Annotated in this window: 16 protein-coding genes; 5 read left to right on the top strand and 11 right to left on the bottom strand. The window is 72.5% G+C overall.

The features are described 5' to 3' along the window. Nucleotides 1–92: 92 nt before the first annotated feature. Nucleotides 93–776 carry a 4a-hydroxytetrahydrobiopterin dehydratase gene (locus ACXJKB_RS02805; RefSeq protein ID WP_457185201.1) on the bottom strand — a complete coding sequence of 228 codons (684 nt, stop codon included), beginning with the start codon at nt 774–776 and terminating at the stop codon, nt 93–95. Nucleotides 777–842: 66 nt separating this feature from the next. Then, nucleotides 843–1,859 (bottom strand): S66 family peptidase, encoded by a 1,017-nt coding sequence (locus ACXJKB_RS02800; protein WP_457185199.1) that lies wholly within the window; start codon nt 1,857–1,859, stop codon nt 843–845. 25 nt (nt 1,860–1,884) lie between these two features. Here ACXJKB_RS02800 and ACXJKB_RS02795 point away from each other — a divergent pair, with 25 nt between their 5' ends. Beyond that, nucleotides 1,885–2,334 carry a DUF6973 domain-containing protein gene (locus ACXJKB_RS02795; protein WP_457185197.1) on the top strand — a complete coding sequence of 150 codons (450 nt, stop codon included), beginning with the start codon at nt 1,885–1,887 and terminating at the stop codon, nt 2,332–2,334. On the opposite strand, the gene ACXJKB_RS02790 is transcribed toward ACXJKB_RS02795, so the two are convergent. Next, nucleotides 2,331–2,936 carry a TetR/AcrR family transcriptional regulator gene (locus ACXJKB_RS02790; RefSeq protein WP_457185195.1) on the bottom strand — a complete coding sequence of 202 codons (606 nt, stop codon included), beginning with the start codon at nt 2,934–2,936 and terminating at the stop codon, nt 2,331–2,333. The genes ACXJKB_RS02795 and ACXJKB_RS02790 overlap by 4 nt on opposite strands. Nucleotides 2,937–2,979: 43 nt before the next feature. Here ACXJKB_RS02790 and ACXJKB_RS02785 point away from each other — a divergent pair, with 43 nt between their 5' ends. After that, a complete protein-coding gene (locus ACXJKB_RS02785; RefSeq protein WP_457185193.1) occupies nt 2,980–3,687 on the top strand; it encodes a hypothetical protein in 708 nt (235 codons plus the stop codon). Here the strand turns inward: ACXJKB_RS02785 and ACXJKB_RS02780 are convergent. From ACXJKB_RS02780 to ACXJKB_RS02745, 8 genes are all read right to left on the bottom strand, one after another. After that, a complete protein-coding gene (locus ACXJKB_RS02780; protein ID WP_457185191.1) occupies nt 3,668–4,132 on the bottom strand; it encodes a deoxycytidylate deaminase in 465 nt (154 codons plus the stop codon). The genes ACXJKB_RS02785 and ACXJKB_RS02780 overlap by 20 nt on opposite strands. Continuing rightward, entirely contained in the window at nt 4,129–4,545 is a 417-nt protein-coding gene (locus ACXJKB_RS02775) for a VOC family protein (RefSeq protein ID WP_457185189.1), read from the bottom strand. Before ACXJKB_RS02775 ends, ACXJKB_RS02780 begins: the two co-directional genes overlap by 4 nt. A gap of 1 nt (nt 4,546) precedes the next feature. Continuing rightward, on the bottom strand, nt 4,547–5,308 hold the full coding sequence (locus ACXJKB_RS02770; RefSeq protein WP_457185187.1) for a GNAT family N-acetyltransferase: 762 nt from the start codon (nt 5,306–5,308) through the stop codon (nt 4,547–4,549). Continuing rightward, nucleotides 5,305–6,525 (bottom strand): kynureninase, encoded by a 1,221-nt coding sequence (locus ACXJKB_RS02765; protein ID WP_457185185.1) that lies wholly within the window; start codon nt 6,523–6,525, stop codon nt 5,305–5,307. Before ACXJKB_RS02765 ends, ACXJKB_RS02770 begins: the two co-directional genes overlap by 4 nt. A gap of 49 nt (nt 6,526–6,574) precedes the next feature. Beyond that, nucleotides 6,575–8,266: a dihydroxy-acid dehydratase gene (ilvD, locus tag ACXJKB_RS02760; RefSeq protein ID WP_457185183.1), complete on the bottom strand. Its 1,692-nt coding sequence runs from the start codon at nt 8,264–8,266 to the stop codon at nt 6,575–6,577. 64 nt (nt 8,267–8,330) lie between these two features. Next, a complete protein-coding gene (locus ACXJKB_RS02755) occupies nt 8,331–8,978 on the bottom strand; it encodes a helix-turn-helix domain-containing protein (protein WP_457185181.1) in 648 nt (215 codons plus the stop codon). A 314-nt stretch (nt 8,979–9,292) separates the two neighbouring features. Continuing rightward, nucleotides 9,293–9,751 (bottom strand): SRPBCC family protein, encoded by a 459-nt coding sequence (locus ACXJKB_RS02750; protein ID WP_457185179.1) that lies wholly within the window; start codon nt 9,749–9,751, stop codon nt 9,293–9,295. 43 nt (nt 9,752–9,794) lie between these two features. Beyond that, nucleotides 9,795–10,895: a WD40/YVTN/BNR-like repeat-containing protein gene (locus ACXJKB_RS02745; protein WP_457185177.1), complete on the bottom strand. Its 1,101-nt coding sequence runs from the start codon at nt 10,893–10,895 to the stop codon at nt 9,795–9,797. A gap of 63 nt (nt 10,896–10,958) precedes the next feature. On the opposite strand from ACXJKB_RS02745, the gene ACXJKB_RS02740 reads away from it, so the two are divergent. The 3 genes from ACXJKB_RS02740 to ACXJKB_RS02730 are packed head-to-tail and all read left to right on the top strand — an operon-like array spanning nt 10,959 to nt 13,616. Further along, nucleotides 10,959–11,522, top strand: coding sequence for a PadR family transcriptional regulator (locus ACXJKB_RS02740; protein WP_457185175.1), 564 nt, complete (start codon nt 10,959–10,961; stop codon nt 11,520–11,522). A 13-nt stretch (nt 11,523–11,535) separates the two neighbouring features. Continuing rightward, entirely contained in the window at nt 11,536–12,447 is a 912-nt protein-coding gene (locus tag ACXJKB_RS02735) for an EamA family transporter (RefSeq protein WP_457185173.1), read from the top strand. Then, nucleotides 12,444–13,616 carry a PQQ-dependent sugar dehydrogenase gene (locus ACXJKB_RS02730; protein WP_457185171.1) on the top strand — a complete coding sequence of 391 codons (1,173 nt, stop codon included), beginning with the start codon at nt 12,444–12,446 and terminating at the stop codon, nt 13,614–13,616. Before ACXJKB_RS02735 ends, ACXJKB_RS02730 begins: the two co-directional genes overlap by 4 nt. Nucleotides 13,617–13,618: the final 2 nt, after the last annotated feature.

Genomic DNA, 13,618 nt, shown 5'->3' with positions numbered 1-13,618 from the left:
TGGTCCGGCGTCAAGCAAGTGTGACAGGCGTCCCAGCATATGGAACGGGAGTCTCGCCATGTGGCGCGGCGCGCTCCGGGAAGGCGGTCCGGTCACCCGCGGTCGAGCGGCGTGCAGATGCAGGAGCGGTTCCCGTCGGCGTCCTCGACCACCCAGAACGACGGCGCCTCGGCGTCGCTCACCAGCCGGCCACCGGCGGCGAGGACCGCCTCGAGCCGCCGCTCGCCCTCGTCGTGGGGCACCCACACGTCGAAGTGCCAGCGCTGCTCGGGCTCCTGCGGGGGAAGGGTGGACTCGCCGCGCTCGCCCTTCTGGAACCACAGCCCCGGCACCTGACCGCTCGGGTCGACGGGCTCGCCGTCCGCGACCTCGCCATCGAGGAGCGCGGCGTAGAAGGCGCCGAGCCGCTCGGGCGCGGCCGTGTCGAGTCCGGGCTCGAGGGCGGTGAGCCCGGAGGTGTCGGCGCTCGCGCCGAGCTCGGCCGCGAAGCCACTGATCCGCCGAGCGAGGTCGACGTCGCGACTGGTGATCCCGCCGACGTCGTGGCTGCTGAGCGTGACGATGACCTCGGGGTAGGTCAGCGAGACGTCGGGGTGGTGGTCGGCCTCGTCGGCGGCGGCCCCGATGCGGTCGACGAGGGCGACGCCCGTCGCGAAGTCACCGGTCCGGAAGCGGGCCCGGAGCCGGTTGAGCACCTTGCGCCAGTCGTCGAGACCTGCCTCGAGGATCTCGTCGTGGCTCAGGCGCGCCTTCGGGTCCGTGGTCGCATCGCTCATGGCACCGACCCTGCCACCGTCCACCGACGGCGACCAGCCCCTTCGTGTCGCCGGCCGTCGCCGACCTCAGGCGATGGACTGGGTGATCTCGCGGGTCTCACCGTCGACGACGACCCGGGCGAGCGCCCCGTTGATGAGCGGCAGGTGCGGCGGCACGTGCCCGATCTCGAGGTCCCACACGATCGGGACGTCCAGCCGACCCAGGGCGTCGAGCACCGCCTCGCGCTGCGTCAGGTCCTCGTGGTCGGGCGCACTGGTCCGGCCCACCAGCACGGCGGCCGCCCGGTCGAACCACCCCGCCAGCCGCAGGGAGTGGAGGTAGCGACAGATGTTGATCGCGTTCTCCTCGCACGCCTCGACGTAGACGATCGTGGGCTCGTCGAGGTCCTCGGCCCACGCGCGCACGTCGCCGTACGGCGTGCCGGCGAGGTTGGCGACCGTCTCGGCGCAGCCGCCGATCAGCCGGCCGGCGACGTCCAGCCGACCCCCGCCCTCCACCTCCCAGCGGCCTTGTCCGACGTGCGTCCACTCGGTGGCCCGCGCGTCCTGCTCGAAGCGGACCCACGTCGCGACCAGGCCGGAGTCGCGCTGCACGAACGGCCCCGGCTCACCTGCCAGGTCGAGCCAGTGCAGCAGGCCGTCGGGGACGGAGTACGGCGTGTCCGCGAGGTTGTCGCCGTGGAGCGTGGCCCAGCCGAGGCGGGTCGTGACGGGCAGGAGGAGGGTGGACATGTCGGAGTAGCCGACGAGCCACGTGGGCTCGGCCTCGGCGAGCGCGTCCCAGTCGAGCAGGTCGACCATGTCGATCGCGGTCTCGCCGCCCCACGGGGGCACGACGCAGTGGATGTCGGGGTCGGCGAGCATGCGGGTCAGCTCGGCCGCGCGCTGCTCCGCGGGGGCGGAGGTGAGGCCGTCACCGTAGAGGCACTCCCCCACCACGACGTCGTACCCGCGACCACGCAGCCAGTCCAGGCAGAACTCGATCCGCGCCGCCGAGGCGCCCGTGACGCCGGCGGACGGAGCAGTCACGGCGATGCGGTCACCGGGGCGTAGCGGGGCCGGGAAGCGGAGTGGTCGGGACATGTCACGAGTCTGACACTGTGTGTCCATGGGTTTCGGTGACGTCGTGCAGCAGGCCATCCATGCCGGGACCGGGGTCCCGCGGTTGTACGCCGCCGCGACCAGGGCCGGCCTCGGACCCTCGGGCGCCTTCGAGGTGCTGCGCGTCTCGCAGGCCGCCCTGAAGGCGGCCGCGACCCACGGCCGCGGCGTCCCGGGGCGCACCAACGCGATGCGCCACTTCATGTGGCAGGCGACGCTCACTGCGCGCTTCGGGGTCGACGTCGCCCGCTCGATCGCGGCCGCGCAGGAGGCCGGCACCCGCAACCGTCGCGACTCCAGCGTCGACGAGCAGAACAACGCGGCGGGCCAGGCCTACGGCACCGAGCACGCCGAGGACCTGGCGGGGCTGACGCCGTCGGAGGCGATGAGCAGCCTGGTCCCCGTCGCCCTGGGCATGTGGGAGTCGGGCGAGATCGTCTGGGTCCGTCCCAGCTAGGACTGCGCCTCGGGCGCGAGCAGTCGTCGTACGACGTCGACGAGCGTGGCCCGCTGGGCGTCGGCCGTGAAGTCCGCGTCCACCGCGAGCCGGCCGAGGAAGCCGTCGATCACGACCATCAGCCACGCCGTCAGGTCGTGGGCGGAGCGGTCGGTGCGCACCTGTCCGGCCTCCTGCGCGCGGGCGACCCAGGGCTCGAGCCCCTCCTGGAGCACCCGGCTGTCGAGCGCCAGGGCGGCCTCGACCTCCGGCTCCCCCATCACCGCGCCGACCGCCCGGACGAACCCGGCAAGCCGAGGCTCGGACATCTCCTCCGCCGTGTGGTCGACGTAGGCCTCGACGACCGCGAGCGCGTCGGCGTCTTCGGCGCGGGCGTCGAACCACGCCCGGGTCTCCTCGGTGCCGAGGGCCAGGATCGCCAGCAGCAGCGACTGCTTGGTCGGGAAGTAGTGGAAGAACGTGCCGGAGCCGATGCCGGCCTCGCGGCAGATCGCCGCGGTCGACGTCCCGGCGTAGCCGGTGGCGGCGAAGCAGGTGAGGGCGGCGTCGATGATCACCAGCCGGCGCGCGAGGTGGCGCTCGGGGTCAACGGTGCGGGCCACCCGTCACGCCCTTTCTTGGAGTGGATGCTCTAGTATTGCACGCATGGGGGACACCGAACGCTGGCACCTCGTCCACGACGGCCACGAGCACGCCGTCGCGGTCGAGCGGGGCGCACTCGTCCGCGAGGCCGTCTGGACCCGCGACGGCGTCGAGGCGGGGCGGAAGAAGACCTCGGACGAGACCTTCGTCGTCGCGCCGAAGGGCGTGGGCGGGGCCGTCCGACTCAAGTTCGGGGTGACCGGGCCGACCCGCCGTGTCACGCTGCACGACTCCGAGACCGAGGCGCACACCGGCCTCGGAGGCACCGACCTCGAGCCCGAGGCCGGGTCGAAGGCGGCCGAGCGCGCCGAGTGGATCGGTGCGCACCCCCACCTGCACACCGCGCGGCAGACGGCCATTGCGGCGGCGGGCGTCGGCGTACCCGTCCTGGTGATCTGGCTGCTGACGCTCGTCCCGTGGCCGAGCATCCCGTGGCCCGACGTCGACCTGCCGTCGATCCCGTGGCCGGACCTGCCCTCCATCCCGTGGCCCGACATCCGCCTCCCGGCGATCCCGCGGCCCGACGTGAACCTGCCCGACCTGCCGCCGTGGGTCGACACCGTACGGAAGTTCGCCATCCCGATCCTGATCGCGTTCTTCATCGCGCGGGGCGAGGTCAAGCGCCGACGCAAGGCCGAGGAGAAGAAGGCGCTGGACCTTGAGTCTCCTGGAGACTCACGGGCAACCGGGGCTACCGACTCCAGGTCGTGAGGCCCTCGCGGTCGTGCTCGCCGTCGGGCCAGATAGCGCGGATCACGCCGGCAGCGGCGAGCGCCTTGCGGCAGCCCGGGCAGGGCGGGTCGGTGATGTAGGCGGTCGCACCCTTGGTGTCGCGGGTCGCGAACAGCAGGGCGTTGACCTCGGCGTGGATGGCGATGCAGAAGCCCGCCGTGCCCGGCCGGTCGTAGTCACCGAGCCCCGGCACCTCGTCGTACCCGAGCTGCCCGCGCGGGCATGCGCCGGCCAGGCAGTCGTCCTCGCCGGGCGCGGCGCCGTTGTAGCCGGTGGCGATGATGCGGTGGTCGATGGTGAGGACGGCGCCCACCCGTCGGCGCGTGCACTTGGCCCGGGCGGCGACGGCGTCGGCGATGCCGAGGAAGTAGTCGTCCCACCCGGGGACGGCGGGTCCGGTGCTCCCGGCGCTGGCGGTGCTCACGGGAGCACAGACTGCCCGATCTCGCCCGGGTTGTAGGCCACTTCCCAGCGGAAGCCGTCGGGATCGGCGAAGTATCCCGAGTAGCCACCCCAGTCGCGCCCGCTCGCCTCGCCGACCTGCGACGCCCCGGCGGCCCGGGCCTGCTCGAGGACGGTGTCGACGCCCTGCGTGGTGGCGAGGTTGTGGGACAGCGTGACGGGGGGTACGCCGCCGCGCGCCGGCGCCTGGCCGACCTCGGCGACGAAGCCGCTCTCGGTCCACAGGCTCAGCACGACCTTGTCGGCGACCTTGAACATGAGCACCTCCCCCGGCACGTGGATCTCGGGCTCCCAGCCCAGGCCCTCGACGTAGAAGCGCCGGGTGGCGTCGAGGTCGGTCACGACGAGGGTGATGAAGCTGACGCGCTGGTCCATCTCAGGCCTCCTGCTGGTCGGGTCGCGGGGCCCGGGCGGCCAGGCGGGTGCGTTGGCGGCCCATGTCGTCGAAGTTGTCGTCGTCGAGCCACGCGTCGAGCGCTGTGCGCACGCGCGGCCACTCGCCGTCGGTGATCGAGAACCAGTCGGTGTCGCGGTTGCGGCCCTTGTAGACGAGGGCGTTGCGGAACCGGCCCTCCCAGATGAAGCCGAGCCGGAGCGCTGCGCGACGCGACGGCGCGTTGAGGCTGTCGCACTTCCACTCGTAACGGCGGTACCCGAGGTCGTCGAAGACGTGACGCATCAGGAGAGCCTGCAGCTCGGTGGCGGCGCGGCTGCGCTGGAGCTGGCGACCGAAGGCGATCGCTCCCACCTCGATCGAGCCCATCTGCGGGTCGATGCGCATCAGCCCGCAGAAGCCGGCCGCCCGGCCGGTCTCGGTCGGCACGATCGCGACGAACACCCGCTCGTCGTCGGTCGCGAGCTGCTCGACGAGCGCGGCCATCTGCACGCGGTCGCGCGCGCGCTCCCAGGCCAGGTACGTCCAGAGCGCGTCGTCGTCCTCGCGGCACAGCGCCGCGAACAGGTCGTCAGCGTGCTGGGCGCCGATCGGTTCGAGGCGGACACCCTGGCCCTCGAGGACCACGTCCTTCGCCGGCGCGGTCGCACCCGTCCACTCGACCGGACGGCCCAGCGGCTGCCCGTGGTCGTTGGTCGACCGGGTCCGCGTCGCCGACAACCGCACCCCCACCGGCCCGGTCATCGCAGGGCCTCGGCCACGGCGGCGATGCCGCGCTCTACCTCGTCGAACGACGTCGACAGCGGGGAGAGCCCCAGCCGCAGGCCGCCGGGGTCGCGGTAGTCCGGGATCACGTCCCGCTCCCACAGGAGCGCGGTGACCTCGCGCATCCGGTCGTGGTGGAGGGTCACGTGGCCGCCCCGCAGGGCCGGGTCGCGCGGCGAGGCGAGGGTGACGTCGGGCAGCGTCGCGTCGGCGAGCTCGACGGCGTACGACGTCAGTGCGACGGACTTGGCGCGGATCGCCTCGATGCCCGCCTCCTCGACCAGCGCGAGCATGTCCTGCATGGCGACCATGCCGAGGATCGGCGGGGTCCCGGAGATGAACCTCCGCATGCCCGGAGCGGGCGTGTAGCCCGGCCCCATCAGGAACGGGTCGGCGTGGCCCATCCAGCCCTGGATCGGCTGGGTGAGCTGGTCCTGCAGGCGCGCGTTGACGTAGCCGAAGGCCGGGGAGCCGGGGCCGCCGTTGAGGTACTTGTAGGTGCAGCCGACGGCGAGGTCGGCGTCCCACTCGTCGAGGGCAATGGGCACCGAGCCCGCGGAGTGGCACAGGTCCCAGAGGACCAGGGCGCCGGCGTCGTGGCTGATCCGGGTGAGCTCCGGGGCGTCGGCGAGCCAGGCCGAGCGGTACGCGACGTGGTTGAGCACGACGAGGGCGGTGCGCTCGCCGACCGCCTCGCGGAGATGGTCGGCGGTGACGCCCTCGGAGGTGTCGACCTCGATCCACCGCAGCGTCAGCCCACGCTCGGCGGCGATGCCTTCGGCGACGTACCGGTCCGTGGGGAAGTTGTCGGTGTCGATGACGATCTCGGTGCGGCCGGGATCCGTGCGCACGGCGTGGTCGACGGCGGCGCGCATCAGCTTGTAGAGCCACACCGTGGTCGAGTCGCCGATGGCCGTCTGGCCCGCGGTGGCGCCGAGGCAGACACGCGCCAGGTCGTCGCCGAGCGTGGTCGGCAGGTCCATCCACTGCTCGTCCCACCCGCGGATGAGGCGGCCGCCCCAGTCCTGCTCGACGAACGCGCCGAGCCGGCCGGCCGTCGCGGCGACGGGGCGGCCGAGGGAGTTGCCGTCGAAGTAGACGAGGTCGCTCGCGGCCCCGACGAACCGGTCGCGGAAACGGGCAAGGGGGTCGGCGGCGTCGCGCTCGGCTGCGCCCAGCTGGATCGGAGTGCTCACCACGGCAACCTATCCGCCGCCCGGACCCTCCAGTGGGCCCGGCCGTACGTCAGTAGCAGACCGCTCCGTGGGCGGCGCTCTGGACGACCTTGCGGTACTTCCCGAGCACGCCACGGGTGTACTTCGGCGGCAACGGCTCCCAGCCCTCGGCGCGCGCGGCCAGCTCGGCCTCGTCGACGTGCACGTCGAGGGTCATGTTCGCCACGTCGAGGGTGATCTGGTCGCCGTCGCGGAGGAACGCGATGGGGCCGCCGTCGCTCGCCTCGGGGGCGATGTGGCCCACGCAGAGACCGGTGGTGCCGCCGGAGAAGCGGCCGTCGGTGATCAGCAGGACGTCCTTGCCGAGGCCGGCGCCCTTGATCGCCCCGGTGATGGCGAGCATCTCGCGCATCCCCGGCCCGCCCTTCGGGCCCTCGTAGCGGATGACGACGACGTCGCCTGCGGTGATGGCGCCCTCGCCCAGGGCGTCGAGCGCCTTGCGCTCGCCGTCGAAGACCCGGGCGGTGCCGGTGAAGGTGGAGTCGTCGAAGCCGGCGCTCTTGACCACGGCCCCCTCCGGCGCGAGCGTGCCCTTGAGGATGGTGAGTCCGCCGGTGGCGTGGATCGGCCGGTCGAGCTGGCGCAGGATCTCGCCGTCGAGCGGCTTGGGGTCGAGCTCCGCGAGGTTCTCGGCCATCGTCTTGCCGGTGCAGGTCAGCACGTCGCCGTGCAGGTGACCGGCGTCCAGCAGGGCGCGGAGCAGCACCGGGATGCCGCCGACGCGGTCGAAGTCGGTCCACACGAAGCGACCGAACGGCTTCATGTCGGCCAGGTGCGGGACGGTGCGACCGATGCGCGTGAAGTCGTCGAGGGTCAGGTCGACCTCCGCCTCGCGGGCGATGGCCAGCAGGTGGAGGACGGCGTTGGTCGAACCGCCGAGCGCCATCGCCATCGCGATCGCGTTCTCGAAGGCGGGGCGGGTCATGATCTGGCGGGCGGTGATGCCATGGCGGAGCATGTTGACGACGGCCTCGCCCGACTTGTGCGCGAAGCCGTCGCGGCGGCGGTCGACCGCCGGCGGGCTCGAGCTGCCGGGCAGGGACATGCCGAGTGCCTCGGCGACGCTGGCCATCGTGTTGGCGGTGTAGGCCCCACCGCAGGCGCCCTCACCCGGACAGATCGCACGCTCGATCTCGTCGACCTTCTCGCGGGTGATCTTGCCGGCCAGGCAGGCACCGACAGCCTCGAAGGCGTCGATGATCGTGACGTCCTTGCCGTCGACCTGCCCGGGCATGATCGTGCCGGCGTAGAGGAAGACGCTGGCCAGGTCGAGCCGCGCGGCGGCCATGAGCATCCCGGGCAGCGACTTGTCGCACCCGGCGAGGAGCACCGATCCGTCGAGGCGCTCGGCCATCATCACGGTCTCGACCGAGTCGGCGATGACCTCGCGGCTGACGAGCGAGAAGTGCATGCCCTCGTGACCCATCGAGATGCCGTCGGAGACCGAGATGGTGCCGAACTCCAGGGGGAAGCCACCGCCCGCGTGCACGCCGTTCTTCACGGCCTTGGCGAGCCGGTCGAGGGACAGGTTGCAGGGGGTGATCTCGTTCCAGCTCGACGCGACGCCGATCTGGGGCTTCTCCCAGTCGTCGTCGCCCATGCCGACCGCACGCAGCATGCCCCGTGCCGCGGCCTTCTCGAGCCCGTCGGTGACGTCGCGGCTGCGGGGCTTGATGTCGGGTCCGTCGGCTGCATGGGTCATGGCTGCAGGCTAGTCGGCGCGCCCGTCGCCGCTTCGCGGTGTCTCATCCCGGTCGCCTGGTCCGTCAGGCCGCCCGCCGCGGTCTCCACGCCTCCCGTCGCTCGTCCAGGAAGCGCACCTCGGCGGCGAGCTGGTGCGACGCCGGGTGGTCGTCCGGTGTGCCGTGCAGCTCCCGCTCGATCTCCTTCCGGAACCGCGAGACGTGGTAGCGCATCGCCGGGTCCCCCAGCCGCCTGGACCGGTCGCGCCAGGTGAACGCCTCGACGGACGTCATCGCCCGCAACCTCCGCGGGACCCACCACCCGGTGGCGCGCAGGTCGACGTGCGCCGGGAAACGGCTGCCACCGTAGGTCCGCGCCCCGTCAGCACGCATCGGCCCGACCTCACTCCCGTCCTCGTCGTGGACGGTGACCCGCAGGTGGGCGAGCCGCAGCAGCCGCTCGACCATGGACGCCCGCGGACTCGTACGCCCGGTCTCCCACCGCGCCACCACCGACTGCGACACCTCCAGGATCGCGGCCAGCCCACGCTGGGACACGTCCAGGATCCGCCTGATCCGGCGGACCATGCCCGGCATGCCGCCGTCGAACGGGCCCATGAACCAGTAGTCCCTCTCGGCCTGCGTCCAGTTCGCCAAGCAGTCCCAGGTCGATCCGTCGACCTCCGCCGTACCGCCCTGCTGGTCCTCGTCCTCGCGACTCACCAGATCCACTGCCCCACCTCTCGTACCGGCACCCGCGGTCGGGCACCTCGTACTCCCAGCACACCCACCGGCACCCACAGCGGTCGGCCCTCGTCCACAACCGTGACCCAGGACCCCGTCATGAGGTCGTCTGTGGACGATTCGTGGCCCCCATCCGACCGGCCCGGCGAGGCCGGTCCCGCGCTCCCTGGTTCGCCGGCTCCTCCCGCCCTCCCTTGCCGGTGAGTCGCTCAGAGACTCACCGGCAACTGCCGGCGGCAGCAGAGGCCGGACAGGCCGCCAGGACCTTGAGTCGCTGACAGACTCACCGGCAAGGGGGTGGGTCAGGCGCCGCGCTCGGCCTGGGTCTTGAGGTCGGCGAGGCCGCGGTCGAAGTCCTTGGCGATCGCCTTGTCGAAGAAGAGCTTGCCGCCCACCGAAATGATCGCGCTGCGGGTGCCGGTCATCGTCCAGGTGACGTCGGTGGCGTCGCCGACGGGGGCGAGGTCGAAGCGGGTGACGTTGGTGGCCTTGAAGGGCTTGAGGAAGACCAGGTCGACGACGACCGACGTCGGGGTGGACTCGGTGATGGCCATCTCGCCCTCGCCGGCCTTCTTGTTGCCTGCCCAGTGGTACGCCGACCCGACGCCGTGGTCGGGGCCGGAGTACTTCCGGTCCAGGTCGGGGTCCACGCCCTCCCAGGGCGACCACTTCTGCCACTCGCGGAAGTCGTCCAGCAGCGCATGGATGCGGTCAGGGGACGCGTGGACGCGGGTGCTTCGCGACAGGGAGAAGTCGGCCATGGCGTGAGGCTAGACCTCGGTCGGCGCGTTCGTCAGGGTCATGTCAGATCCGCGCGGCACGGAGCACCAGGACGTCCGGCAGGTCCTTGTGGATCTCCTGCCACGACGCCCCCTCGTCGGGCGAGGCCCAGACACCGCCGTTGCGGCCGCCGAAGTAGAGGCCGGGCTGGTCGTGGTCGTCGACGCAGAGGGCGTCGCGCATGACGGCGGTGTAGTAGCCGTCGGGCAGGATCCCCTCCCCCAGCGGCTCCCAGGACGAGCCGGCGTCGGTGGTGCGGTAGACCCGCGCCTTCCCGTCGACGGGCCAGCGGGCCTCGGCGCCCGTGATCGGGAAGTTGTACGCCGTGTCGGCGCGGTGCGGGTGGGCCACCATGGCGAAGCCGAACTCGGTCGGCAGCCCCGGGGCGATGTCCTGCCAGGACGCGCCGCCGTCGTCGGAGCGGTAGACGCCGCCGTGGTTCTGCAGGTAGAGCCGCTCGGGATCGGCGGCGTCCCGGGCGACCTTGTGCACGCACTGGCCGAACTCCGGGTAGTTGCGCTCTCCGGGGAAGAACTCGGCTTTCACCCCGGTGTTCGACGCCTTCCACGACGTGCCGCCGTCCTCGGTGGTGTACACCCCGCCCGTGGACAGCGCCGCGAGGACGCGTGAGGGGTCGGAGGGGTGGGGCAGGATCGTGTGGAAGGCCTGCCCGCCGAAGCCCTCGTTCCACTCGGGTCGGTGCGGGTGGTCCCAGAGGCCGCGGACGAGCGAGAACGTCTCGCCCCGGTCCTCCGAGCGGAAGACGGCGCCCGGCTCGGTGCCCGCCCAGACGACGCCGTCACCGCCGTCGGCAGAGGTGCCGGGCTGCAGCTGCCACACCCGGGCCAACGTCGTGTCCGTGTCCTCGGGGAAGCGAGCGGCGCCGTTGGGCGTCTCGTCCCACGTCGCGCCGAGGTCGTCGGAGCGCCACACCTGGGGGCCGAGCCAGCTCGACGAGGCGCCTGCAAGCAGGCGTGGCGTGCTGCCGCGGGTGTCGACCATGACGGAGTAGACCTCCTCCATCGGGAAGTGCGGCCCGGTCCAGTCCCACGAGGTGCGGGACTCGTCCGAGGTCCCGAGCCACATGCCCTTGCGGGTTCCGACCATGAGCAGGGTGCGCGACATCGGGGCCTCCGCGACGGCGAGTTGGGTGACTATTCCGATTAGGAACACTACTCTCGGAGGGCGATGAGTCAAGACGTCCCGGTGACGGGCTACGCGATCCTCGGCCTCCTCACCTTCGGCGACGAGCTGACGGGGTACGAGATCAAGCAGCGCGCCGACCTCACGCTCCGCTTCTACTGGGTCTCCCCCGCGATGAGCCAGATCTACACCGAGCTGCGCCGCCTCACCGGGCTCGGCCTCGTGCGGGCGGACGCGCGTCCCGACGACGGCCGCGCGGTGACGACGTACGCCATCACCGAGGAGGGCCAGCAGGCGCTCCGGGACTGGATGGACCAGACGCCCGCCGGGTTCCCGGTCCTCAAGCACACCGTGCTGCTGCGGCTGCTGATCGGCCACGCGAGCGAGCCCGAGCAGACCCGACGCATGCTGGAGGACTACCTCGACGAGCTGGAGCGGGCGACGACCGACCTCGCCGAGGTGCGGGAGGCGCTGCGCGGCGCGGACCGGCCGGGCGAGCCGTTCCGGTTCCCGTCGCTGGTCGCCGACTGGGGGCTCGACTACTTCGCCGCCGAGGGACGCCACGCCCGCCGTGCGCTGGACAGCCTCGAGGAGGGCGCAGCGGGCTGAATAGGCTTGCCCGGTGACCCAGCGACCGAGCCCGACCCTGCTCGGACCGGTAGGCCTGGTGATGGTCGGGATCCTGTCGGTCCAGCTCGGCGCGGCGATCGCCAAGGGCCTCTTCGGCGAGATCTCCCCCACCGCGATGGTGTGGCTGCGCCTGGTGACCAGCGCGCTCGTGCTCGCCGCCGTCGCCCGACCGAGGTTCACCGGCCGGACGCAGCGCGACTGGTTGGTGGTGCTCGGCTTCGGCGCTAGCCTCGCGACGATGAACTGGGCGATCTACCAGTCCTTCTCCCGCATCCCGCTCGGCATCGCCGTGACGATCGAGTTCATCGGCCCGCTGTCCCTGGCGCTCCTCGGCTCGCGTCGCGCCCGCGACCTGGTCTGGGTGCTGCTGGCCGCGGTCGGGGTCGCCCTCCTCGGCTTCCAGCGGACCGGGCTCGACCTCGTCGGTGTCGCGTTCGCCTTGCTCGCGGGCGCCGCGTGGGCGGCGTACATCCTGCTCAGCGCGAGCACCGGGCGGCGGTGGGCGGGCTTCGACGGTCTCGCCGTGGCGAGCATCATCGCCGCGGTCGCGATGACCGTGCCCGCGCTGCTGAGCGCGGGTACGTCGCTGTGGGACGGCCGCGTGCTGCTGATCGGTGCGCTCGTCGGGCTGCTCAGCTCGGTCATCCCCTACAGCTGCGAGCTGGTCGCGCTGCGCAGCCTGCGACCCGCGGTGTTCGGCATCCTGATGAGCCTCGAGCCGGCCGCCGCGGCGCTCGCCGCGATCGTGGTGCTGCAGGAGCACCTGTCCCCCCTCCAGTGGCTGGCCATCGGGTGCGTCGTCGCCGCGTCGATCGGCGCGACCCGCTCGGGAGCGAACCCGAGCGAGCCACGGGGCCGTCACGACGACGACCATTCGGCGGCCCACGGCACACTGGCCACATGACCGGGGGCGACAGGACATCCAAGGTCGCCCTCGCGGCGCTGGCGCTCGCGCTCGGCGCCGCGGCCGGTGGCTGCTCGGGCACCGACGCAGAGCCGATCCCGCGCGTCACCCAGCCCACCGACCTGCCGAGCCAGCCGACCCCCACCGACACCCCGACCGACAGCGAGTCCGGGCCCGGGACGTCGTCCGGCTCCCCCGGCGGCCCGCCCGAGGTGGTCGACACGCTCGTCGAGGGACTCGAGGTGCCGTGGGGCGTGGACTTCCTCCCGGACGGCGACGCCGTGGTCACCGAGCGGATCTCCGGGCGCGTGGACCGCGTCGGGACGAACGGCGAGGTGACGCCGCTCGGCACGGTCGCGGGCGCCGTGCCCCAGGGCGAGGCCGGCCTCCTCGGCGTCGCCGTGTCCCCGGACTTCGAGACCGACCGGACGCTGTTCCTCTACCTGACCACCGACACGGACAACCGAGTCGTCAGAGCAGAGCTCGACGGCTCTCGGCTCGGACGTACGACAGTCGTCCTCGACGGCATCCCAGCCGGCTTCATCCACGACGGCGGGCGCATCGCCTTCGGCCCCGACGGCCACCTCTACGTCACGACCGGCGAGACCGGCAACCCCGACCTGGCCCAGGACCCGCAGAGCCTGGCCGGGAAGATCCTCCGCATCACGCCCGACGGCGACCCCGCCCCCGGCAACCCGGACCCCGACTCTCCGGTGTGGTCGCTCGGCCACCGCAACGTCCAGGGCCTGGCGTGGGACGACGAGGGGCGCCTGTGGGCCTCGGAGTTCGGCGACTCGGAGTGGGACGAGCTCAACCTGGTCGAGAAGGGCGGCAACTACGGCTGGCCGGAGGTCGAGGGTGTCGGCGGCGATGCGTCGTACATCGATCCGCAGGTGGTGTGGCCGGTCGACCAGGCCTCGCCGAGTGGGTTGGCCTTCGCCGACGGCCACCTGTGGATGGCGGGCCTGCGCGGCCAGCGCCTGTGGCGCATCGCGGTCTCCGCCGACGGGAAGGCGTCGAAGCCGCGGGCGTTCTTCGGTGAGGAGTACGGGCGGCTGCGCACCGTGGCCGTCGCACCCGACGGGCTGCTCTGGCTGACGACCTCCAACCGTGACGGGCGCGGCGAGCCCACACCGGACGACGACCGGATCATCCGCATCCAGCCCTGACC

This window comes from Nocardioides sp. P5_E3 (assembly GCF_054049275.1).
This window is presented reverse-complemented; position numbering and strand designations above follow the sequence as displayed.